This is a genomic window from Paraburkholderia phenoliruptrix (genome assembly GCF_047325075.1).
Taxonomy (GTDB): Bacteria; Pseudomonadota; Gammaproteobacteria; order Burkholderiales; family Burkholderiaceae; genus Paraburkholderia; species Paraburkholderia phenoliruptrix.
Genome location: NZ_CP168530.1, coordinates 32,078 through 55,532, shown reverse-complemented (window position 1 = coordinate 55,532; position 23,455 = coordinate 32,078). Strand labels below are relative to the sequence as shown.

The following is a 23,455-nucleotide window of genomic DNA, read 5'->3' as shown; positions in this document are numbered from 1 at the left end:
CGCGAGCCCGATCACATGAATGCCGCGAGGCTCTTGTGCACTTGCAAGAGACTCTCTATAATTCGCGCCTCTACAGGCTCGTAGCTCAGTTGGTTAGAGCACCACCTTGACATGGTGGGGGTCGTTGGTTCGAATCCAATCGAGCCTACCAACGCATCAGTGACGTAGACGAAAGCGGTTTCGCTTTCGTCTACGGTCCCGTCAAAGCAGTTTCTCCAGTTCCTTGTTTCCCTTTGGTTTGTCTCACAGCGCGCGTTGCAACGCGGCGCTCGATGCCGATGCGTTGCGCGCGGCTGGTTCACTGTCGAACTCATAGAACGACAGCGCCGTGGTGCGCAGAATCGCACTCAGGTCGTCCGCACGCAGGCCGATGTCCACGAGCATCGACAAAGCGTCCCCATAGCGCGTGACCGTTTCATATTGCGTGTGCGGCCAGTCGCTGCCCCACATCAGGCGGTGCGGGCCGAAGTGTTCGATCAGTTGGGCCGTTGCGTCCGCAACGAAGTGCGAGCCCTGCGCCGCGCAGCGATAGGCGCCCGACACCTTGACCCACACGCCGCCGGTCTTGCCATAGCCGAGCAGCGCCTTGAATCCGCTGTCCTGGGTGCCCAAAGCCGGGTCCGGCCGCCCGAAGTGATCGACGACGACTCGCACGCCGCGCTCCAGCAGCCGGTCGATCATCGGCGCCAGGTCCACAGCGTTTCTATGCAGCTCCACATGCCAGCCGAGCCGCGCGACGTGATCGAGCAGCGACGCCCACGACTGCGCGCCGAGATCCGGCAGCGCCTGTTCCATCAGATTCAGGCGAATCCCCCTCACGCCGTGGGAATGCATCTCCGCCAGTTCGCTTGCGGCAATGTCCGGCGCCACCACGGCGACCCCGCGCAGGCGCTCGCCGGCAACGGACAAGGCCCGCAGCAGATAGCGGTTGTCCGTGCCGAGAAAGCTCGGCTGCACGAGCACCGCGTGCGTCATGCCGTACGCGGTCAGGAGGGCCAGGTAGTCGTCGAGCGTGGCGTCGTAGGCCGGCGCGTAGCGGCGCTCGCCGCTGAGAGGCAAGCCTCGCTCGAAGACGTGCGCGTGCGCATCGACGCCACTTTGTGCAAACGGGAGTGAGGGGGCAAACGTGTCCATATTCAACTGCGCGGAGGATTCAGAGTGAGATGAGCGGCGTCGGCGGCTCGCGCGCCATTGGCCGGCTGTTCCGGCGCAGCGCCACGCAGACGCTTGCCGCGCGTTTCCGGAAGCAGCAGCACGGCGATCATGGCGAGGCCGTAGGCGATGGCCGCGTCGATGCCGATGGCCGCGCCGAGCGACATCGAATGGCTCATGTAGCCGACCAGCACCGGAAAGCCCGCCGACGCAATGCGTCCGAAGTTGTAGCAAAAGCCGACGCCGGTGCCGCGCATGTCGGCGGGATACAGTTCGTTGAAGAGCGGCCCGAGGCTCGCCGGAATGCCCGCGGCGAAGAGGCCGAGCGGAAAGCCGAGCACGAGCATTTGCGTGTTCGTCAGCGGCAACATGACGTAGGCGAGCACGGTGACGATGCAGCAGAACGCGAACAACGCAATATTGCGTCGACGGCCGATGCGATCCAGCAGATACGCGCTCAGCATGCAGCCGCACCAGAACGCGACGATCACGACCGCGAGATAGCCGCCCGTGTTCAGCACCGACAAATGCCGCTCCTTCGCGAGGAATGTGGGCAGCCACGTCATGATCGCGTAGTAGCCGCCGTGCGCGCCCGTGCCGAGCACGGCGCCGATAATCGTGGTGCGCAGCACGCGCGGCTGAAACACCTGCACGATCTGACCCAACGCGGACGCCTTGGGCTCGACACTATCCGCTGCCGGCACGACGCGCGCCGGCTCACGCAGATTGCGCCGCACGTAGAGCACGAGGAAGGCGGGCAGCAAGCCGACCGCGAACATCACGCGCCAGGCGGTGCCGCCGGGCAGCCATGAAAATACGGCCGCGTAGACCAGCACCGCCGCGCCCCAGCCGACGGCCCACGCGCTTTGCACGGCACCCATCGCCTTGCCGCGATGTTCGGTGCGGATCGTCTCCGCCATCAGCACCGCGCCCGCGGCCCATTCGCCGCCGAAGCCAAAACCTTGCAGCGCCTTGAGAACGAGCAGTTGCGGGAAACTCTGCGCGAACGCGCACAGGAAGGTGAAGCCCGCGAACCACAGAATGGTCATCTGCAACGTGCGCACGCGGCCGAAGCGGTCCGACAGCGCGCCGGCAATCCAGCCGCCGAGCGCCGACGAGATCAGCGTGACGCTGCTGATCGCGCCTGCCTGCGTGTGGCCGATGCCATAGGCGGCGATGATCGCCGGAATGGCCAGCGTGAACATCTGCACGTCGAGCGCGTCGAGGCCCCATCCCGCGAAGCAGCCCCAGAAAGTGTTGCGCTCAACGGGCGCGCTTTCCTTGTACCACCTGAACATAGCCTTCTCCGTCCCTGGGCTCCGCCCAAACTCATCTATTCATATATATGACTGTATGAATCTTGCGCTCATTCGGGCGCGTGGTCATTGGGTAATAACCCTTGCTCGTCCGCATCTCGCGCGATGCGGTACAGTATCTACTCCTGTGTATAACTGTATGAATTCATGAATACGGCGTCTTTCGTGTCCCGGCCGGACGACCGGCTTCCCCGCTACCAGCAGTTGCGCGACGATCTCGTCAGCCGCATTGCCGCCGGCGAATGGGCGCCCGAAGAGGCCATCGCCACCGAGGCGGAACTGGGCCAGTTCTACAACGTGTCCACCGGCACCGTGCGCAAGGCGATCGACCTGCTGGTGAGCGACGGCGTGCTCACGCGGACGCAAGGCAAGGGCACGTTCGTGCGGCGGCCACGCTTCGACTCGTCGCTGTTCCGCTTTTTCCGCTTCGTCTCGCGCGACGGCCAGCCGGTGCGTCCCACCGCGCGCGTGCTGAAGCGCGAGATCGTCAAACCGGGCGAAGAGATTCGCGACGCGCTGCGCATGAAGGCCTCGGAGAAGGCGATTCATCTGTCGCGCGTGCGCATGATCGAAGGCCGCACGGTTCTCGCGGAGGAAATCTGGCTGCCGCGCGCGCGTTTTGAAGCGCTCGCCACCTTGCCGCTCGACCAGTTCGAGGACCTGCTGTACCCGCTCTACGAACGGCTGTGCAAGCAGATGGTGGCGTCGGCGACGGAAGTCCTCCGTGTCGAACAGGCTACCGCCGAAACCGCCGGGCTGCTTGGCATCAAAACGGGCAGTCCGGTGATTCTGGTTCACCGCGTGGCGTCGGACTTCGCCGGCGCGCCGTTCGAATGGCGCAGCACGCGCGGCTCGGCCGATACGTTCCAGTATCAGGTCGAAATCCGCTAGACGTCGCTGCGGCGCGCCTCTCCGCGAAAACGCCCCGCCTATCCCCGTCCATAAGTCGACCCGCGCTATGCGGGTATCACCCCATGGCGTCTCTTCACAATTCATACAATCATATATATGACTGTATCAATTTCGCCGTGGGACGCGGCAAGCGGAGAAACCATGTCCACAGAACTCGCATTCGAGCAGCACGTCATGAAGAAGATGGCGTGGCGGTTAATGCCGCTGCTCATCGTCATGTTCCTGATTTCGTTCATCGACCGGCAGAACGTCGGCTTCGCCAAGCTGGAAATGGTGCACGCGCTCGGCATGACCGAGGCGTCATACGGGCTGGGCGCGTCGCTGTTTTTCATCGGCTATCTGCTGTTCGAGGTGCCGAGCACGCTCGCGCTGCATCGCTTCGGCGCGCGCGCGTGGCTCGCTCGCATCATGATGACGTGGGGCGTCGTCACCGTCCTGATGGCGTTTGCGCGTTCGCTCCCGGTGTTCTATTCGTTCCGCTTCGCGTTGGGCGTCGCTGAAGCCGGGTTTTATCCGGGCGTCATCTATTACCTCACGCAATGGTTTCCGCAGAGCTATCGCACGAAGGTGCTGGGCTTCTTCACGCTCGGCAGTTCGCTTGCGAACATGCTCGGCTCGCTGATCGGCGGGCTGTTGCTGACGCTCGGCGGCACGTGGGGCTTCGCGGGCTGGCAGTGGGTGTTCATCGCGACGGGCCTGCCGGCGGTGATCGTGGCATTCGTCGCGCTCAGATACCTGCCGAATTCGGTCAGCGACGCGCCGTTCCTCTCGCAACAGGAGAAGGACGTGGTGATCGCCGCGCTCAAGCGCGAGGCCGCGGACAATGCCAAGGCGACGCATCCCTGGGCCGCGCTGCTCGATCCGAAGGTGTTGATGTTCGCGGCGACCTACATGCTGATGTCGACGTCGCTTTACGGCGTGACCTACTGGATGCCGACGCTGCTGAAGAGCGACGGCGTGTCGTCGTCGCTCAACGGCGTGCTCAACATGATTCCGTGGGCGCTCGCGACGCTGCTGCTGTTGTGGCTGCCGGGCAAGCTCAAGCGCGAGCGCGTGGTGTTGAAGGCGATGAGTGTGGTCGCCGGCATCGGCGTGGTGTGCTTCGCGTCGAGCCTCGTGTTGCCGACGGCGACGCTGCGCTTCGCGGCGCTGTGCTTCGGCGGGGCGTGCATTCCCTTGCTGTATCCGTGCTTCTGGTCGCTGCCGCCGCGCTTCTTCTCGGGCGCGCGTGCCGCGGCGAGCGTCGCGGCGATCAACGCGATCGGCAATCTCGGCGGCTTCGCGGGGCAGAACCTCATGCCTTACGTCGGCAAGGCGGCGCACAGCCAGATTGCGCCGATGCTGGTGCCGACCGCGTGTCTGCTCACTTTGGGCATCGGCACGGGCATTGCCGCGTTGATCGGCGCGCGTCGCCGCATGTCGCTCGAAGCCGCGGCGCTGCGTTCGAACTGAGCTCGAATGCTACGGACTGCATAAAAAAAGCGGCCGTGCTCGCGCACCGCCGCCGTCCCGCAACCGGCTACCAAAACCTGCTATTGTCCCGCCTCACGGACGAAGCAGATCAAAGCTCGCCAGTACGACCACTCCCGTCACGGCCATCAGTGCCACGGAGTGTTGACCGAAATAGAGAAGCGCCGCCGCCGACCACGACGCGAGCGTAAACACCGCAAGCCTTTTCATTAGAACCTCGAAACCTCAGAACCTCAAGGCGGCCGCCAGCAGGCCGCTCACCACGCCGCAGATCACCACGGCCAAAGCCACGACGGTCAGAACCCGCTTCGGGAACGAGCGCCCGAGCATGGCCAAAGACGGCACACTGATCAAAGGCAGCGTCATCAGCAGCGCGCCGGCCGGGCCGGCGGCCATGCCGAACGACAGCATCGCCTGAATGATGGGCACTTCGCCCGCCGTCGGAATCACGAACAGCGTGCCGGCGATGGACAACGCGACGATCCACAGCACACTGTTGTCGATATCCGGCCCGATATGCGGAAAGAGCCACGCGCGCGCCGCGCCGAGAATCAGCACGAGCACAATGTATTCGGGCACGAGACGCAACGTCATCGTGCCGAGAATCTTGACCCAGCGCGTGAAGGCCGTGCCCGGTTCATCACCGGCGACGAGTTGCGCGATCGCTTCGCGCGACGCCTCGGCTTCCTTCGGCGTGACCATGCGGTTCACCAGATAGCCGAGGCCGAACACCATGACGAGGCCGAGCGCGAGCCGCAAGCCCATCCACTGCCAGCCGAGCACGAAGCCCATGAAAATCAGCGTGGCCGGATTGAGCGCGGTATTGCCGAGCCAGAATGCGATGGCCGCCCCAGGTGCCGCCTGACGCGCGCGCAGTCCCGCGACGACCGGTGCCGCGCAGCACGTGCACATCATGCCCGGCAACGACATCAGGCCGCCTTTCACGACGCTGCTGAAGTCGCTGCGGCCGAGCGCGCGTGCCACCCATTGCGGGGGAATCAGCGCCTGAACCGCCGAGCCGAGCAGCAGGCCCAGCACCATGGCCTGCCAGATCGCCTTGCCGTAGGCGAGTGCGTAGTCGATGGCGGATTGCCACGACGCTTCGGGCGCGCTTGCCGCGGTGCCCATCAGGATCGACTTGCCGATGGAATGCTGGCTCGCGGCGACGAACGCGCGGTTGTAATACGGAAACCACTTCACATAGAAGAGTCCGACGACGGCGATCGCGATGAACACGATCCAGCCAAGCGCGACGCGGGGCTGGCGAAGGGTTGATTGCATGCTGTTCTTAAACGTGGTGGTTGAGTCAGACGAGCGCGAATGAACGTTTCTCGAGTTGCGCGAGAAGCGCCCTGGCCTGATCGACGACGTCGGCGTCGTTCGGCCGGAACTGCACTTGCAGCGCCTGCGGCAAGTGCACGAAATGCTGGTGGCTGCTACGCGCGTAGGCGGGATCGTAATGCAATTCGATCAGCGCGTTCGCGAGTTCGGCGCGCCGGTTTTCGTCGACGAGCTTCTGCCAGCCGGCCACGCGCTCGCGGCTATGCAAGCCGATCAGGCGCTGCAGTTGCGCCTTCAGCGACGCTGGGTCGTCGAACAGATGCGCGTAGTCGTGAAGCAGAAACGCCGAGCGGTCTTCGCGGCTCGTCGCCACTTCAACGCAGACGCCGTGATGAAACGTATCGAGCAGCGCGAGCGGCAGCGTGATGGCGCCGATGCGGCGGCTCTCCGCCTCGACGAACACGGGACGCGCCGGATCGAAGCCGCGCAGCGCGCTCACGAGCCGGGTGTCGAAGCCCTTTTGCGACGGCTGCGGCACACCTGCCCACGCGCCGAGCAGCGAGCCGCGGTGCGCGGCGAGCGCCTCCAGGTCGAGCGTCTGCGCACCGGCCTCGTGAAGCGCCGCGAGGAGCCGCGTCTTGCCGCTGCCGGTAGGGCCGACCAGCGCGACATAGCGGAACTGCGCGGGCAGCGTGGCGAGCGCCTCGACGGTGGCGCGCCGATAGGTCTTGTAGCCGCCGTCCAGTTGACGCGCCGGCCAGCCGATCATGTTGAAAAGCGTCGTTACAGAACCCGAGCGCTTGCCGCCGCGCCAGCAATAGACGAGCGGCCGCCAGTTGCGCGGCCGGTCCGCAAAGGTGGTTTCCAGATGCCGCGCAATGTTGCGCGCGACGAGCGCCGCGCCGACCTTGGTGGCCTCGAACGGCGACACCTGCTTGTACATGGTGCCGACGATCACCCGTTCCTCGTTGCTCAGCACCGGCGCGTTCATCGCCCCTGGAATATGGTCGTCGGCAAACTCGAGCGGTGTGCGGACGTCGATGATTTCATCGAAATCACCTGCTTGGTCGAGGCTGACGAGTAGGTTCTTCAAGGGTGTACCGGGAGAAAAACAGAACGCAAAGCGAACGCAAATGTGAAGCGCAACATGAAGTGCAAAAACAGGGCGCAAATGCGGTTCGCAAATACGGGCCGCAAAAGTAGAAAGCAGTACAAAGCAGCGCAAACCGGCCTAAACGGCTTAAAAAAGGGCCGCAAACGCGCGCCGGAAAAACACGAATTATCGCACGCGCCGCGCACGGCAGCAGGGCGCGGCTTTCTGAACGCTTTCAGCGCGGCTTGCCGCCCGCCGGCTCGCTTTAGATCACTTCCACGCGCCCCGCGCCGGCCACCATCTCGCCGATCACGCGGGCTTCCCCGAAACCGTCGGCGTGAAAGAGCGCGAGTACGTCGGCGACGGCGTCGGGCGCACACGACACCAGCAGGCCGCCCGAAGTTTGCGGGTCGGTGAGCAAAGTGCGCGCGGCCGGCGGCAAGCTTGCCGGCAAGGTGATGTCCTTGCCGTACGCATCCCAGTTGCGCCCAGACGCGCCCGTGAACACGCCGGCTTCGGCGAACTCGACGACGCCCGGCAGCCACGGCAAATCGGCGTAGCGCACGCGCGCGGTCAGGTTCGAGCCGCGTGCCAGTTCGAGCGTGTGGCCGAGCAGCCCGAAGCCCGTGATGTCGGTGAGCGCATGCACGCCCTCGAGCGCGGCCAGTTCGGCGCCCGGCCGGTTCAGCTGGGTGGTTGCGCCGATCATCGCGGCGTAGCCGCTCGCGTCGAGCCGGTCTTTCTTCAGCGCGGCCGACAGCACGCCGACGCCGAGCGGCTTGCCGAGAATCAGCACGTCGCCGGCCCTGGCGCCCGCATTGCGCTTCACGCGCCGCGGATCGACCACGCCGATTGCGACGAGACCGTAGATGGGCTCGACGGAGTCGATCGAATGCCCGCCCGCGAGCGGAATGCCGGCGTCCGCGCACACCGATTCGCCGCCCTTGAGCACCGCCGCGATCACCTCGTGCGGCAACGCATTGATCGGCATGCCGACGATGGCGAGCGCCATCAGCGGTTTGCCGCCCATCGCATAGACGTCGGAGAGCGCGTTGGTCGCGGCAATGCGGCCGAAATCGAACGGGTCGTCGACGATCGGCATGAAGAAGTCGGTGGTCGCGACAATCGCCTGCTCGTCGTTGAGCTTGTAGACGGCGGCGTCGTCGGCGGTATCGTTGCCGACCAGCAGGTCGGGGAAGAACGGCAGCGGCGCACTGCGCTTGAGCAGGTCCGCGAGCAGGCCGGGCGCGATCTTGCAGCCGCAGCCGCCGCCGTGCGAAAGGCTCGTCAGGCGGGGCGAGGAGCTGGCTTGAGTGTGGGTGTCGATCATTGTGGCGCGAATATCTGGCTTCGAATGATCGCATTATGAAGCTTGTCGGCATGGCGCGCTGTGGGCCGTGCTGCTGCACAGCGGCGCGCCACGCCCTGTTTTCATGCTGTTTCCACGACTCAGGCGAGCCAGCCCTTGATCGCCGCCGACATCGCCGACGTGGAAATGCCGTAGCGGTCATGCAGCGTCGGCAAAGCGCCGGCCGCGAGGAACGCGTCGGGCAGCGCGACCTGCCGGAACGGGCACGACACACCCGCGCGCATGAGCTCGACCGCAATCGCTTCGCCGAGGCCGCCGATCGTCGTGTGGTTCTCCGCGACCACGACGAGCCGGCCCGAGCGCTTCGCCTCGCGCACGATCGTTTCCGTATCGAGCGGCTTGATGGTCGGCACGTGCAGCACGCCGACGCCGATGCGGTCGCTCTCCAGCGCCTTCGCGACTTCGAGCGCGCGCATCGTCATAATGCCGGACGAGATGACCAGCACGTCCGCGCCGTCGCGCAGCATCTTCGCCTTGCCGAGCTCGAACGTATAGTCGTATTCGTCGAGCACCGCGGGCACGTTGCCGCGCAGGAGGCGCGCATAGACCGGGCCGTTATGCGCGGCGATGGCGGGCACCATCTGCTCGATGTCGAGTGCGTCGCACGGATCGATGACGGTCATGTTCGGCATCGCGCGCATGAGGGCGAGATCTTCCGCGGCCTGGTGGCTCGGGCCGTAGCCCGTGGTGAGACCCGGCAACGCGCAGACAATTTTGACGTCGAGATTGTCTTCGGCAATCGCCTGGTGCATGAAGTCATACGCCCGGCGCGTCGCGAACACGGCATAGTGAAGCGAGCCCGGACGGCAAGTTCGTGCTGCTCGTGGAAACCGAGCGTTCCGAATGGGGCGTGCAGCAGCAGACCTGCTACCGGATGCCTGCGCAACGCCTGATCGAGTTGATCAGAAAAGAAGGTGAGCGCATGGGCGGTTAGTGGTGCGAGTCTTCTTTTGCGCTCACGGCGAGGCGCCTGCGTGCAGTGCAGTGCAGTTCAATTCAGCGTATGCGGCGGCGCGCGCCGGTTGCGACGCGCGAGCGTGTCGCGATAGATGCCCGGCACGGTCGCCAGTTGCGCGGGTGTGCCCTCCTGCACGACGCGGCCGCGATTGAGCACGATGATCCGGTCGAACGACTGCAACGTGGAAAGCCGGTGTGCGATTGCGATCACCGTGCGATTTTTCATGAGACGTTCAAGCGCGGCCTGAATGACGATTTCCGACGAGGTGTCGAGCGCCGAGGTCGCCTCGTCGAGCAGCAGCACCGGCGAATTCTTCAATATGGCGCGTGCAATCGCGATGCGCTGACGCTGTCCGCCCGACAGCTTCGTGCCGCGGTCGCCGGCTATCGCATTCAGGCCGTCCGGCAATGCGGCGATGAAGTCCATGCAGCTCGCGTCTTCGCACGCGCGCCGGACATCCGCTTCGGTTGCATCGGGGCACCCGTAGCGGATGTTCTCCAGCAGCGACCGGTGAAACAGCGCGACGTCCTGCGGCACGACGGAAATCGCTCTCTGCAGGCTGTCCAGCGTCACGTACGAGATGTCCTGGCCTGCAATGCGCACGCACCCGCTGGCCGGCTCGTAAAAGTGCTGCAGCAGCGCGAGCACCGTCGATTTCCCCGCGCCCGACGGCCCGACTAGCCCCACTCGCTCGCCGGCTTCGATATGCAGCGTCAGGTCGCTCAACACGCGCCGGCGTCCCGGATAGGCGAACGAAACGTTCTCGAAGTCGATCGTCGCTTCGCGCACGACGAGCGGTATCGCTTTCGGCGGTTCCGGCATCGAATAGGGCATCAGCAAGGTTTGCGATGCTTCCGCGAGACGCGCCACGTGCTGCGTCAAATCGACGAAGGCGACGGCGACATCGCGCGAACCGTGCAAAATCGCAAAGCCGAGCGAGCCGACCAGCACGACGTCGCCGGTGCTCGCTCTGCCTTGCGTCCAGAGCCAAAGGGTCCAGCCGAGCAGCGCGGCCGACAGCAACGCAGTGACGAGCGCGTGCAGAATGCGCAGCTTCTCCAGATACAGCAGACTGCGCCTGCGCGTTAGCGCTTCGGCTTCGAGGTGGCCGTCGAAGCGCCGCACTTCCGCGTGCACCGCGCTGAATGCGCGCACGAGTCCCATATTGCCGATCACGTCGACGAGTTCGCCGTCCACCGAAGCGGCCTGGCTCGCGAACGCCTCGTGCCGCGACGTGCCTTTGCGCGCGAGCCAGAAGAGACACGCGGTGAGCAGCGCGGACACCGCGACGAGCGCGAGGCTCATCGGCAAGCTGACGGTCGCGACCACGACGATCGCGCCGATCACCGTGAGCGTCGGCGGCAACGCCGTCCACGCGACCGTGTTCTCGATCACATACACGGCGTTCGCCGTGGCCGACACGCGGCTCGACAGGACGCCCGGCGGTTTGTCCGCGAAGAACCCGGGCGCATGACCCATCAGATAGCCGAACATGTCCTCGCGGATGTCGCCCGTCACGCGCACGAACGCGCGTGACGAGACCCAGCCGGCGACGCGCCACATCAGGTTGTCCGCGAAAATGAGGGCGACGAGCACGGCGAATGCATACACGACGGTCCGCGGATGAGTGCGTCCGTGCGGCAGCGCGTCGATCAGATTGCGAATGCCGTATTGCGAAGCGAGCGCGAAGCCGACTGCGGCCGCGACGCTCGCGAGCACGACGGCGTGCGCCACTTTGCGGCGTGCGACATAGCGCCAGATGAGACGAACGGGTCGGCCCGCGTAACGCGACAGAACGCGTGAATGCCGCCGCCCGCGCACGCGGCTCGCGCGGCTCCGGTCGCTGTGCCCAACGAGATCCATGGTGCCCTTCCCGAACTTGCGCGCCGGCAGGCGACAGGTTGTCCTTCCATGTGGGAAAGGGCTCCATGTGTCCGGCGAAGGAACCGCGCAAGTGCCGTGCCTCATGACGTTGCGCCGTCTATGCGGATGCTGATGCGCCCCTATCTGTGGCAATACGCGCTTGCGTTCAGTTGTGCACCGGTTAAGTGCCGCTCTCGTCGGCCGGGCGAAGGGCGTCGAACTGAATGACGTGCTCCGCGAGCGCACCGTTCCTTCGCTCGATGTAGACGGTGCCGCGATAGGTCACCCGCCAGCCGTCGCGCGCGGCGACGAGCGGCAGGTTGCCGCCTTCGCGGCTGTCGATGCCGCCGAGCCCCGCCGCGGGCGCGGGCACATGGTTCTCCAGGGTCGCGTTCGACGAAATCACGTTGTCGTGCCACAAAGACGCGTTTTTTCTCGCTTCCAGGTTCTTCGCGTCGGTGTCGACGGTGTTGTCGGTTCCCGCAGTGTTCGCCGTGTCGACGGAAACCGTGCGGCTCTTCGCGCGGTGCAGCGGGTCGGGAGAATCGGCGGTGACGGCGTCGAGGTCAATGGGCGGCAGGTTCGACGCGTTGCTTTTGCGCGGCGTCGGCTCAGCCGAGCCCGCGTTGCTCGAACTGCCGAATTCCTTCGCCTGCGTGTGCGCGTCCGGGGAGGTGGTGCCCGTCGCGGGCGTCTGCGCCGGACTTTTTGCCGCCATTTCGTTCTGCTGTTTTTGCGTGGGATTCTGTTCTGCGTTTTGCATAGCGCGACTCCTGCCGTCGTGCGAACAACCCGCGCGAAACGCGCGGGGATACGCACATGAAAGGCTTACATGAAGCGTTGAAAAAATTGACTGGCGCCCGCTTGGAACGGCTTGCGAACAGCTTGCGTCGTCGCGATGGCGGGCGCTTTGCTGGTTACCCGCAGCGAACGTTCCCGGCAGGTGGGTTCGCTGCGGATGCGAGGGGCGAGGCGGCGACGGTGAGGCGAAAGGCGTCAGTTAGCGAGGCTCGGCGCAGTGACGGCACCGTAATACGTCGCCGAGCCTGAGCCGCCGCTCGCCGACGCGGCTTTATAACCGGCGATGAAGTGGCCGGAAATATACGGATTGCTGCCGTTGTTCGCGTTGTCTATGTGGAAAGGCGCGAACGCGACTATCGGCACCGTGCTACCCGTCGTGCCGCTGCCCAACGACGCGACGACCGGCAGGAGCACATCTGCGGGGTACGGCACATTGTTGTAGATCGAGTTTTTCAGGCCTGACTGGATCCACGTCATATCGCCTATCTGCATCGGCGTCGGGTTGCCGTTGGCAATCAGGTTGCGGATAGACGTCACGTCCTGAACGTTGAGCTGGAACGACGTCCACTGTCCGGAGCCCATGCCTGCCGCGCACCCGGGATAGTTATAGGCGGAGCCGATCTTGAACTCCTGAGGCTGGCCTGTCGCAGGATCGTTCACCGGCTGTCCCGTCGTCGAATTCCAGTACGCCGAGTAAAGACACTGCGAAATAGCCTGCGGAAAAAGCGCTCCCGGCCCCGCATAACCCGGTGCCGAGATGACCGCCACGGCCGTCGCGCTGATCGGCATGGTGGTGATGCCGAGAACCGGCGCGAGCACGAGCGACAGCGGTCCGCCGTTCTGCCCGGCGGCGCGGCTCACCGTGACCTGCACCGCGGGTCGGTCGTAGGCGCCCGGCGCAGGGACCGGCAGCGCCTGCATGCCCGCGGGCGTGCCCTTCACGTTCCAGTAGCCGGTCTGCACCTGGGCCGTCACGAGCGCAACGCCCTCGGTCTTGTTCAGCGTGATCGCGGATTGCGCTTTCGCCGCCGCCTGCGTCCAGTTCGGACTTGCGTAATTCGGCCCGAGCGAACCCGCGCCTGCGAGCGCCGCGGCGTCGGCGGCATTCTGCAATTCGTTGCGCACGACCCACGCGCGGCCCAGATCGACCGCGAGTGCCGTGGTGCCGACCAGCGCGGTCAGACACAGTGCGGTCATCACGGCGACCGCGCCGCGTTGGCGCTCGCGCGCCGCCCTATGGCTTTTTCTGGATTGCATGTTGGACCTCCATCGCGTGTGGATTGCGTCAGGCAGCGGCCATCGGCTCGCCGCTGCGTGTTCGTCGCTCGCTATTCGTAGTTCATCGTGGTGACGGCGGTGAGCGGCACCGTGCCCACCAGTTGAGTGACGATCGAGCCGAGTCCGACGCCGCTGTACGAGTAGGTGAGCGTGACCTTGAGCGGCTGGCCCGTTGTCGTGCCCGCCGACTGATCGACGGCCACGCTCACCGGCGTCGAGGTGCCGAAGGTGATCAGATACGTCGACGCATAGTTCTGCGCGACCGTGGTGATCTGCGCGGGCGTCAGCACCGGCACCTTGTACATGACGCCGGCGCGTGCCGCTTCCCGGCTCGCGTTGGTAATGACCGCCTTGTCGTACAGCGCGATGCTGAATTCGACCATACCGAACACGAGCAGCAAGAGGAGCGGCAGAATGAGTCCGAACTCCACCACCGCGACCCCGGCTTCGCGGCGCGGCCCGCGTCTGCGCAGCGCAAGCAGCGCGCGTCCTGCGTGCGCCGCGACCAGCCGCTGTTGACGGCGTCCTGTGCCGTTTTCCGCGCCGCGTGACTGACGATGCAGCAGCTCGGCGCCAGGCGGGCGCGCGCCCGCCGAAGCCGGAAAATGCCTTGTTTTATGGTTCATTTCGTGTCCCCTGTGCGCGCCGCGGTTTCGCGTTTCATGCGCGGCGCTGTTCCCGATAGATGTCGTTCACGTACCGAGCGTCGGCAGCAGCACGCGGTAGATGTGAATGAACGCGGGTCCCATCAGCACCGTCATCAGCGCCGGGAAGATGCAGAAGATCAGCGGAAACAGCAGCTTCAACGCGATCTTCGCGGCACGTTCTTCGGCGCGCATTCTGCGGCGCGTGCGCAGCGTGTCCGACATGACACGCAGCGAAGCGCCGATGCTCGTGCCGAAGCGTTCGGCCTGCACCAGCATCGACGCAAACGTGTCGATGTCGTCGACGCCCGTGCGCAACGCGAAGTTGCGCAGCGCCTTCTCTTTGGTGAAACCCGAACGCAGCTCCAGCAGCATCAGTTGCAATTCGCTGGCGACTTCGGGACTCGCGAGCTGCATTTCGCCCGCCACGCGCATTAGCGCGGCGTCCATACCGAGGCCCGCTTCGACGCAGACGGTCAGCAGATCGAGTGCATCGGGAAAGCCCTCGACAATCGCGCGCTGGCGCCGCGCACGGCAGCGCGCCAGCACCGCGTTGGGCACGTAGTAGCCGATGGCCGCCAGCATCGCGAGAATGAGTGCGCTCACGGCAAACTGTCCGTTGATGGACGGCATCTGCATCAACGCGGCGAGGCCGAGCAAAGGCAGCAGCAGCGCAAGCACCGTTTTCGCCGCGAAGTAGAGCGCAGCGGCCGTCGACGAACGCCAGCCCGCGTTCATGAGGCGCAGCCGCAGCGGCGAGTCTTCCCAGCCTTCCTTCGGAATGGACAACTGCGAAATGGGCCGCGACATGTCCGCGATTTTTTCGGCCCATCCCGACGCGACCGGAGACGGTGCCTCCGGCGCGAGCGACACGCCGCCCGCCTGTTCGATGCGGCGCTGCATGTCCCTCGGCGTCATCCACCACATGACGGCAACGACAGCGGCAAAGGCCGCCAGGAACACGCCGCCTAACAGCAGCATGTTGGCTGAATCGAGTGTTTGCATCATGATTCCCCCTTATCTGTTCTTGTCACGCGATGCCGGCCTCACACGCGAATCCGCACGATTCGCCGCATCCACAGCACGCCGAACACCATGGAAACGAGCACGGCTTCGATCACCTTGAGGCCGGCGGGATCTTCCCAGAGCACGGAGAGGAAGCTCGGGTTCAGCAGATTCATTCCGCCTGCGGCGGCGAACGGCAGGAGCCCGATAATCCACGCCGAGAGGCGTCCCTCGGCTGACAGCACGCGCACCTGGTCGAACAGGCGCAGCCGTTCGCGTACGAGCGATGCGATACCGTCGAGAATCTCCGCGAGATTGCCGCCGGTTTCGCGCTGGATCAGCACCGCGATCACGAAGAAGCGCAGGTCGCGCACCGGCACGCGCGTCGCCAGGTTGAGAAGCGCTTCGTTGAGCGTGACGCCGTAGTTGATCTCGTCGAAGACAATGCGAAACTCGCCGCCTGTGGGCTCCGCGAACTCGTTGCCGAGCATGCCGATCGCACTCGAGAACGAATGCCCGGCTCGCAGTGCCCGGCTGATCATGTCCGCGGCTTCCGGCAGCTGGCGCTCGAGAAGGCGCAGGCGCTTGCTGCGGGCGCGGAGCATGCGCAGCGTCGGAAACGCGAAGGCGGCAAAGGCGACGAGCGCCGTGATGAGCGTCGGCAGTTGCACCGGCGCGAAGCTCGCCGCGAGCAGCACGACCACGAGGGCCACGACGCTATGCGTCGCGAGCCGCCCCACTGTGAGGCTCAAGCCCGATTGAACGATGAGCCGGTCGAGCAGATGAATGCGCGGCACGCGCATCATCAGCGCATGGAGCGGCGCCGAATTGCTCAGCATGCGCTCCTTCAGGATGGAGAGGCGCTCGCTGCTCGCATGCGCGCCGGCCGACAGCGCCTGGATGCGTTGATCGAGGCGGCGCGCGGCGGGGCCGTGATGGCTGTTCCACCACTGATACAGCCCCTCGATACCGAGGACCACGGCGATGAACAGCAGGATGGCGAAGGCGTAGAAGATAGGATTCATGAAAGCCTCACAAAAATGAGCCGCGTGCCGCCGGCGTCATGCCGTCTCGAAGTGCCGGCTCGGGTCGTAGAGCTGGTCGGGCAGCGTAATGCCGAAGGCCTGCAGCCGCTCCGTGAATCTCGGCCTCACGCCGGTCGCGCAGAAGTGACCGCGCACCGCGCCGTTCTGATCGACGCCGGTTCGCCGGAAGGTGAAGATCTCCTGCATGTTCACCATCTCGCCTTCCATGCCGGTCAATTCCTGAATGCTGACGACCTTGCGGCGCCCGTCGTTCAGGCGCGCGACCTGCACCACCACCGAGATCGCCGACGAAATCTGCTGACGCAAGTTCTTGGGCGGCAGCGCGAGGCCCGCGAGGCTGATCATGTTCTCGAGGCGCGTGAGCGCGTCGCGCGGCGTGTTCGCGTGAATCGTCGCGAGCGAGCCTTCGTGGCCGGTGTTCATCGCGTTGAGCATGTCGAGCGCTTCTGCGCCGCGCACTTCGCCGAGAATGATGCGATCGGGCCGCATCCGCAGCGCGTTGCGCACGAGCGTGCGTTGCGTGACTTCACCGCGTCCTTCGACGTTCGGCGGCCGCGTTTCGAGGCGCAGCACGTGATGCTGGCGGAGCTGCAGTTCGGCGGCGTCTTCAATCGTGACAACGCGCTCGCCCTCGGGAATGAAGCCCGACAGGATGTTGAGCAGCGTGGTCTTGCCGCTGCCCGTGCCGCCCGACACCAGCACGTTGACCTTGGCGCGCGTGAGCGCGTCGAGCAGTTCGGCCATCGGCGGCGTCAGGCTTTGCGACGCGATCAGGTCGCTCATCTGCAGCGGATTCACCGCGAAACGGCGAATCGACATGAGCGGTCCATCCACGGCGGAGGGCGGAATGATCGCGTTCACGCGTGAGCCGTCCGGCAGCCGTGCGTCGACCATCGGGCTCGATTCGTCGATGCGCCGCCCGACTCGCGAGACGATCTTTTCGATCACCTTCATCAGATGCGCGTCGTCGTAGAAAGTGACGTCCGTCAGTTCGAGACGGCCGCGGCGTTCCACATAGGTGGTGCGGTGCGTGTTGACGAGAATGTCCGACACGGTCGGGTCGCGCAGCAGCGCCTCGAGCGGACCGAAGCCGAACATTTCGTCGTGAATGTCGGTCGTCAACTGTCTGCGTTCCAGATCGTTGACGGGCGCCTTGTCTTCTTCGAGGATCCGCGCAATCAGCCCGCCGATTTCCTGGCGAACCTGTTCCGTGGGCAAGCGCGCGAGGCGTTCGAGTTCGACGCGGTCGAGCACGGCTTCGTGGACCTTGCGCTTGAGCGTCTGATAGGCGGCGCGCGCGAGGCCGAGCGGCGCGCGCGGGCCCGGTTGACGATCCGGCAATGCGTGGACTGCCTGTGACGACATCTGTTCGCGTAGTGACATGAGATTCTCCTGGCTGACGTTATGACGCCGTCGACTGCCGCTGTGTGGCGGAGCGGCCGAAGAGGCGGCTCAGCAGCGGTTCGTCGCGCTTCTTCTGCGGGACGACGCCCGTCGACTGATTGACGATGCTTTGTGCGAGCGCCTGCACGCCGCGCGCGAGCGCACTGTTGCGCGCCACCTTCAGCAACGGTTCGCCGAGATTGACGGCTTCGCTCGCCGCTTGCGGGTCGTCGGCGATTACATGCGAAGGGCGCTTGCCGAGCACCTGTTCTAGCGCGCTCGCGGCTCGCTCGTCGTGGCGGCGGTGCCGGTTGAGCAGGAGGCGCAGCCGCTCGGGCGAATAGGCGAGGGCGACCAGCATTTCCTGCAGACGGCGCGCCGCCCGCACATACGGCATGCTCGCCTGAAGCACCATGTGAATCTCCGCGCTGCGATCCAGTGCGACGATCGAAAGCGCATTGATGCTCTGGCCGAGGTCGAACAGCACGACGTCGTAGCGCGGCGCCGCCACGCCGAGAATCCATTCGAGCTGCTCTTCGTGGATTTCGAGCGCCTTCAGCGGATCGCCCGCGCCCGCGAGCACATGAAAGCCGGGGGTGACATGCGTGAGCGATGCCTCCAGAAACGCGGCGTCGATACGCTCGATCTGCGCGCACATCTGCGGCAAGGTCGAGGGCGGCTCCTGGTCGCTGACGAGAAACGCGGCGTCCGCGAACATCTGGTTCAGATCGACGAGCAACACGCGCTTGTTGTGCAGCGTCGCGATCGCGTGGCCCACGTTGGCCGCGATGAGACTCGTGCCCGCGCCGCCCTTGCACGAAATGAACGACACCATGTGCGTTTCGTGGCGCGCGTCGCCGGCGTGCGGGGCCATCGCGCGCTGCACGGCGTCGCCTAGTGCGCGGGCGTCGAGCGGCCAGTTCAGCACGTCGCGGATGCCGGCGCGCATCGCCGCGATCAACGTGTCGGGCGAGGTCTGCGGCAACAGCAGCAGGCACGTGAGGCGCGGATAGCGGTGCACCAGCACGTTGACCGAGTCGAGTTCGGCGCGCTCGGGCGACGACGCGTCGATGATCAGGACATCGAACGCATCCAGACTGTCGCCGCGTTCGAGCAACGTGGAAGGCGCGCCCAGCATGCGGGTCGTCGTGCAATTGCCGCAGTCCGTCACGAGGCGAACGACTTCGGACATTCGGCCTGCGTGCTCGGAGTTGATGAGGATATTGATCATGATGTTGTCATCCGCGGAAATCGTTGCCTGGTCGGCCCGGCGGCGGCTCGCACCGCCGCCGGGCGCATGTTGCTATTCGCCGTTTGCGGGCGCAGCCATGCCCCCGCTGTCGGCTGCGGCGCCGCCCGCCCCGCTGCCGCCCACGCCGATCACGAACGCATTGGCGGTTCGCGGCGGCGCCTTGAACGACGCGCTGTAGTTCGCCATTGCGCCCACGGCCGCCTTGCCGTCGACACCCGGCGTCGACGGGTTTTTCGTGGCCGCGTCCGGATCGATGATCTGCGCCGCGGTGAAGCTCCGCACGGATTCGCCGAAGTGCCGGTCGAAGTCCGGTGTCGTCGACATGCAGCCGTTGAGCGCGAGGCACGCTGGCACGAGTAACGCAGCCCAGCGCGAGAAGGAAATGGTGCGATTGGTCATGATGTTCTCCGGGGGATGCGTTTAGTTGTGAGCGCGGGCGGACGGCGAGCGCGGTTTGTCGGCGGGCTGCGTTTCGCGCGCGGCGATCTGCGCGGCGTTCGCTTCCACCTGGGCGGCGTGAGCGGCGGCCTCGTCTGCGGGCTTGCTGTCTTCAGCCGGCGTGCTGACTTGCGGCTCGGGCAGCGGCGTGGCGGTCGCAGCGGGCGTCGGCACCATCGCCGATACGGGCGGTTCGCTGGCCGGCTGCGCAGCCGGGGCTTGCGGTTGCGACGGTGCCGGAGCCATTGCCGGGGACGGCGTCGGCGCGGGCATGGGCGGCGCGGGCTTCCTGCTGCCGGCCGGATCGCGGCCTTCCATGTTGCCGAGCAGATAGACGTCGGCTTCGTTCGGCGTCTTCAGACGGTCCGTAGGCAGCGGCAGATTCGCCACCGCTTGCAGCGGCTTCACGAGATGCGGCGTGATGATGAAAATGAGTTCCGTGCGGTCCTGCTGATACGACGTGCTCCTGAAGAGCGCGCCGAGCACCGGCACTTCGCCGACGCCGGGAATCGCCTTCAGCGTACCCGCCGCGTTGCTCTTGATGAGGCCGCCGATCGCGAAGGTTTCGCCGTCGTTCATCTGCACGGTGGTGGAGGCGCGGCGCGTGGTGATGAGCGGCAGCACCGTGAGGTTGTTGGTATTCGTCGCGCCGACGGTGACGCCGGTGGACGACAGCTCCGACACTTCCGGTGCGACCTTCAGGTTGATGCGGCCGCCCGCCAGCACCGTGGGCGTGAACTTCAGGCCGACGCCGAATTCCTCTTCCTGCAGGATGATGGTCGAGACGCCGTTCAGGTTGCTCTGCGGAATCGGAATGAAGACCTTGCCGCCCGCGAGGAACGTGGCTTCCTGGCCGCTCAGCGTGACGAGGTTCGGCTCGGCGAGAATCTTCACGAGGTCGTCGCCGTGCTGACCGTCGACCGCCACGTTGAACGGCCGGTTGTTGGCCTTGCTGACGGCTGCGATGCTTTGCACGCCCGAGAGCAGGCTGCTGATCAGCGCGCCGCTCCATGAGCCGAAGCCGCCCTGAATGTTCATTGCCGAGCCCAGCTGGTTGAGCACGGTCTTCGAGACTTCCGCGACCTTCACTTCGAGCATCACCTGCTGCGGCGAGTCGACGCTCATCATGTTCAGCACGGTGCCGACCTTGGCGGGCGCGCCGCCGTTGCCGTTCGCGCCGCCATTGGCAGTGGGCAGCGTGCTGCGCGCATAGGCCTTGGCGATTTCCTGCGCCTGGGCGGCGGCCTGTGCGCTCGAGACGCGGCCCGCCAGCACGAGATCGCCCGCAACCGTCGATACGCGAATGTTGGGCTCGTCGGGCATCAGTTGGGACAGCGAAGTTTGCAGGCCGCCGGAGTCCGCGTTCACCACCACGTTGATGACTTCGCATGCGCCGCTCTTGCCTTGCACGATCATGTTGGTCGTGCCGACGGCCATGCCGACGACGTAGAGCGTTTGCGGCGAGACCATGGTTGCCTGCGCAACGAGCGGATTGCCGAGCGTGCGATTGCGCACCGGTTCGGCGGTCTGCATCAGCGTCGACTTGCCGACGGGGACCACGACCGTGCTCTGCTCGCTCTGCGTGCGCGTGCAGGCCGGGCCGCGCGCGGCGGCGCTTTGCATCGTGTTGGCAGGCTGCGCCGGCGCCGGATTCATGCTGATGGTCATCTGCACCGGTCCGTGCGGGATGGGTATGGCGGCGGCCTTCGCGTTCTCGACCGCTTCCTGCGCGTGCAAGCCGCGTGCGGCGAGCAGCGCTGCGCAGACCGCGGTGGTCACCAACGCGGCGCGTAATGCGGTGTCCTTCTTCACAGCCTCTTGATTCGATTTCATTTCGTTATCTCCCCGTAGCCCGCTGCGAGCAAACCGTCGTGCGTCAGACGCCGCGGCGTCGCGTAATTGCGTATTCGATTAAAAGCATTCCTGACTACCTTGCGCTCCCGACAGCACGCCAACACAGTCGCGCTTCGGCGCCGGGCGCGGCACGTATTTCACGCGTGCCGGTGCGGCCGCGACGACGGGCGCGGGTGCCGGTGCAGCAGGCTTGCCGAGCAGCGTGATCTTGGTGGCGCCGCCGGTGGGCAACGGGCGGTCGTCGATCTGATTGCGCAGTACCAGCGACAGGCTGCCGACGCTGCGCGCGAGGTCGAGCTTTTCTGCCTGGTCCGGCGTAACTTCAAGCGTGACCGCGTTGACGACCTTCGGCTGGGTGTCGTCGCGGCTCACCTGCTGCGCGACGGCGAGCACCAGAATCTTTTCGAGGACGATCTTCGAGATGCTTTGTTGCGGATCGGCCGTCTTTGCTTCGGGTTCCTGAGTATTGACGATGACGTCGACATAGTTGCCCGGCAGCGCGAAGCCCGCCACGCCCACCACATCGTTCACACGTACCGTGATGGCGCGCTTGCCTTCGCCGATGACCGCGGACAGTCCGCCTTTCGTGCCTTGCGGCGCGAGCTTCGATTCGATCACCGGCTCGCCGGGTTCGAGGCTCGTGCGCACGACGCGCCCGTCCAGTGCTTTCGGATCCTTGAACGCACCGGGCGGCACGCTCGCGGTGGGCCAGTTCACGGTGCGGATCATGTTCGCGTTCAGCGGCTGGCCGAGGCTTACCTCGGCGGTGGCGACGGCGACCGGCGTCACCGCCGACGACGAGGTCTGCAACAGCCATCGGGAGGCGAAGGCGACAGCGGCAAGACCCGCCAGCAGGGCCATTCCTAACATCACAATTGCGCGACTGGTTTTCATGGTGAGACTCCTTTCATGCGTTGCTGGGGCAGCTGTGGATCAAGCGCCGGCATACCGTTTGTCGGATTGCCCGCTGTGGGATGGATACGTCTGGTCATGCTCCGGCGCGCTGCCGAAATAGCTGTGCCATGCGTGGGTGAGCCGGTATTCGGTGACGGTCGGGACATCGCCGTGATAGAGCGCGAACGAGCGCAGCACGCCGAGCAGATCCGCGGGATAGCAGGCGAGAAACGGCGTGCGGCTGCGCAGATGCAATTGGTGCAGCAGATACTCGAACGCGCCAGGTTCGATGGCGATACCGAGCGACGCGCATTGGGCGTCAAAGAGGCGCCGATAGTCCTCGACGCACAGCGCGTCGACGTGGATCTTCGAGCCGAGCCGGCGCAAGAAGGCGTTGTCGTTCAGTTCGGCGGGCGTGAGGTTGGTCGAGAACACGGGCCACACGTCGAACGGGCTCACGAAGCGCGCGCCGGATTGCAATGCGAACTGATCGACGCCGCGATCGAGCGGGGTGATCCAGCGGTTGAGCAGTTCGCCGGGCGCAACTCGCTGGCGGCCCAGATCGTCGATGACATAAAGGCCCATGTTCGCCTTCATATGCGGCGGCGCCTGATAAAAGCCGCTGTTGGCGTTGTATTGGAGGTCGAGCATCGCGAGAGTCAGCTCGCCGCCCGACATGACCACCGGCCGTTCGCAGACGCGCCAGCGGCGGTCGGTCACGGCGGGCAGTGCGCCCGGGGCGGCGTCCTTGTGAATCAGCGGGTCGTGCAACTGAATCACGTCGCCGGCGACATAGAGCGCATACGGCACGGGCACAGCGCCGCGCAACAGCCTGCCGAGGCGCTCGGCGAGGTACGTTTTGCCGCTGCCTGCGGGGCCGTACAGCATCACGGGCCGTCCGGCATTCAATGCGGCCACTGCCGAATCCAGCAGCGACATATCGGCGATGAAGTTCGTGAACGCCGCGCGTACGTCGGACTGCGAAATATGAATACGCTTCACCGAGTAAGCCGCGACTACGCTCACGTACGCGTCCAGCGAGACAGGCGCGGGGCCGCAATAGGTGGAGCGGCTCGCTTCGTGGGCCGCCAGTTCGCGGCCGGCATCGGTGAGACGCAGATGGACATCGACGTCGGTTGCGCCGCGGTGTGCAATTTCCACAAGGTGTTCGCGAACGAGGAAGCCGATGGTTTCTTCCAGCACCACGGCTGTCAGGCAATGCCTTGCCATCAGATCGCCCATCGACGACTTGCCGTTCTGCAGGATTGACTTGAGGAGCAGATGCGCGACGAAAAGCGCAGGCAGGCCGGTGTCCGCGAGGGTCCGCGGCGCGCGCAACAGTGCCGCGCCCATGCTGTCGATGGCTGCCGCCGCGTCGTCACGCATCGTGTCGGCTGGGCGTTCCGTGCCTGTGCTGTTTGCGTTCATCTCCTGCTCCCCGGTGCC

Annotated in this window: 20 protein-coding genes, 1 tRNA gene and 1 pseudogene; 3 read left to right on the top strand and 19 right to left on the bottom strand. The window is 65.5% G+C overall.

Going from position 1 to position 23,455, the window contains the following annotated elements:
• Positions 1–74 precede the first annotated feature (74 nt).
• Positions 75–151: transfer RNA gene (locus ACEN8U_RS00265), tRNA-Val, on the top strand.
• Between the two features lie 92 nt (positions 152–243).
• On the opposite strand, the gene ACEN8U_RS00260 is transcribed toward ACEN8U_RS00265, so the two are convergent.
• Positions 244–1,134: an amidohydrolase family protein gene (locus ACEN8U_RS00260; RefSeq protein ID WP_310109614.1), complete on the bottom strand. Its 891-nt coding sequence runs from the start codon at positions 1,132–1,134 to the stop codon at positions 244–246.
• Between the two features lie 2 nt (positions 1,135–1,136).
• Positions 1,137–2,450, bottom strand: coding sequence for an MFS transporter (locus tag ACEN8U_RS00255; RefSeq protein WP_310109613.1), 1,314 nt, complete (start codon positions 2,448–2,450; stop codon positions 1,137–1,139).
• Positions 2,451–2,615: 165 nt separating this feature from the next.
• Here ACEN8U_RS00255 and ACEN8U_RS00250 point away from each other — a divergent pair, with 165 nt between their 5' ends.
• Positions 2,616–3,359 (top strand): GntR family transcriptional regulator, encoded by a 744-nt coding sequence (locus ACEN8U_RS00250; protein WP_310109612.1) that lies wholly within the window; start codon positions 2,616–2,618, stop codon positions 3,357–3,359.
• Positions 3,360–3,521: 162 nt separating this feature from the next.
• A complete protein-coding gene (locus ACEN8U_RS00245; protein ID WP_310109610.1) occupies positions 3,522–4,832 on the top strand; it encodes an MFS transporter in 1,311 nt (436 codons plus the stop codon).
• A 93-nt stretch (positions 4,833–4,925) separates the two neighbouring features.
• Here ACEN8U_RS00245 and ACEN8U_RS00240 read toward each other — a convergent pair whose 3' ends face one another.
• The 17 genes and pseudogenes from ACEN8U_RS00240 to ACEN8U_RS00160 all read right to left on the bottom strand — a co-directional run bounded on the left by ACEN8U_RS00240 (position 4,926) and on the right by ACEN8U_RS00160 (position 23,437).
• On the bottom strand, positions 4,926–5,060 hold the full coding sequence (locus ACEN8U_RS00240) for a hypothetical protein (protein WP_013591573.1): 135 nt from the start codon (positions 5,058–5,060) through the stop codon (positions 4,926–4,928).
• 15 nt (positions 5,061–5,075) lie between these two features.
• Positions 5,076–6,131, bottom strand: coding sequence for a permease (locus ACEN8U_RS00235; protein WP_310109609.1), 1,056 nt, complete (start codon positions 6,129–6,131; stop codon positions 5,076–5,078).
• Between the two features lie 25 nt (positions 6,132–6,156).
• The gene (gene mnmH / locus ACEN8U_RS00230; protein ID WP_310109608.1) at positions 6,157–7,224 is read right to left on the bottom strand and encodes a tRNA 2-selenouridine(34) synthase MnmH; all 1,068 of its coding nucleotides are present in this window, start codon (positions 7,222–7,224) and stop codon (positions 6,157–6,159) included.
• A gap of 265 nt (positions 7,225–7,489) precedes the next feature.
• Complete coding sequence (gene selD / locus ACEN8U_RS00225; RefSeq protein ID WP_310109606.1) at positions 7,490–8,554, bottom strand: selenide, water dikinase SelD; 1,065 nt, start codon at positions 8,552–8,554, stop codon at positions 7,490–7,492.
• Positions 8,555–8,673: 119 nt separating this feature from the next.
• Positions 8,674–9,381: pseudogene (locus tag ACEN8U_RS00220) on the bottom strand (transketolase family protein); the annotation flags it as partial.
• A gap of 203 nt (positions 9,382–9,584) precedes the next feature.
• Entirely contained in the window at positions 9,585–11,414 is a 1,830-nt protein-coding gene (locus tag ACEN8U_RS00215; RefSeq protein ID WP_310109605.1) for an ABC transporter ATP-binding protein, read from the bottom strand.
• Positions 11,415–11,595: 181 nt separating this feature from the next.
• Positions 11,596–12,177 carry a DUF3005 domain-containing protein gene (locus ACEN8U_RS00210; RefSeq protein WP_310109603.1) on the bottom strand — a complete coding sequence of 194 codons (582 nt, stop codon included), beginning with the start codon at positions 12,175–12,177 and terminating at the stop codon, positions 11,596–11,598.
• A 233-nt stretch (positions 12,178–12,410) separates the two neighbouring features.
• Positions 12,411–13,472 (bottom strand): TadG family pilus assembly protein, encoded by a 1,062-nt coding sequence (locus ACEN8U_RS00205; RefSeq protein WP_310109602.1) that lies wholly within the window; start codon positions 13,470–13,472, stop codon positions 12,411–12,413.
• 71 nt (positions 13,473–13,543) lie between these two features.
• Complete coding sequence (locus ACEN8U_RS00200) at positions 13,544–14,119, bottom strand: pilus assembly protein (RefSeq protein ID WP_310109601.1); 576 nt, start codon at positions 14,117–14,119, stop codon at positions 13,544–13,546.
• A 66-nt stretch (positions 14,120–14,185) separates the two neighbouring features.
• Entirely contained in the window at positions 14,186–15,142 is a 957-nt protein-coding gene (locus tag ACEN8U_RS00195; protein WP_310109647.1) for a type II secretion system F family protein, read from the bottom strand.
• 41 nt (positions 15,143–15,183) lie between these two features.
• Positions 15,184–16,167, bottom strand: coding sequence for a type II secretion system F family protein (locus ACEN8U_RS00190; protein WP_309586461.1), 984 nt, complete (start codon positions 16,165–16,167; stop codon positions 15,184–15,186).
• Positions 16,168–16,203: 36 nt separating this feature from the next.
• Positions 16,204–17,571, bottom strand: a complete 1,368-nt coding sequence (locus ACEN8U_RS00185; RefSeq protein WP_013591588.1) for a CpaF family protein — start codon at positions 17,569–17,571, stop codon at positions 16,204–16,206.
• A 19-nt stretch (positions 17,572–17,590) separates the two neighbouring features.
• On the bottom strand, positions 17,591–18,802 hold the full coding sequence (locus tag ACEN8U_RS00180; protein WP_014972914.1) for an AAA family ATPase: 1,212 nt from the start codon (positions 18,800–18,802) through the stop codon (positions 17,591–17,593).
• Between the two features lie 72 nt (positions 18,803–18,874).
• On the bottom strand, positions 18,875–19,222 hold the full coding sequence (locus ACEN8U_RS00175; RefSeq protein ID WP_310109600.1) for a hypothetical protein: 348 nt from the start codon (positions 19,220–19,222) through the stop codon (positions 18,875–18,877).
• Positions 19,223–19,243: 21 nt separating this feature from the next.
• Positions 19,244–21,094 carry a type II and III secretion system protein family protein gene (locus ACEN8U_RS00170; protein WP_310109598.1) on the bottom strand — a complete coding sequence of 617 codons (1,851 nt, stop codon included), beginning with the start codon at positions 21,092–21,094 and terminating at the stop codon, positions 19,244–19,246.
• Positions 21,095–21,172: 78 nt separating this feature from the next.
• Complete coding sequence (gene cpaB, locus ACEN8U_RS00165; protein ID WP_035478825.1) at positions 21,173–22,009, bottom strand: Flp pilus assembly protein CpaB; 837 nt, start codon at positions 22,007–22,009, stop codon at positions 21,173–21,175.
• A gap of 39 nt (positions 22,010–22,048) precedes the next feature.
• Positions 22,049–23,437, bottom strand: a complete 1,389-nt coding sequence (locus ACEN8U_RS00160; protein WP_374725925.1) for an ATP-binding protein — start codon at positions 23,435–23,437, stop codon at positions 22,049–22,051.
• Positions 23,438–23,455 lie beyond the last annotated feature (18 nt).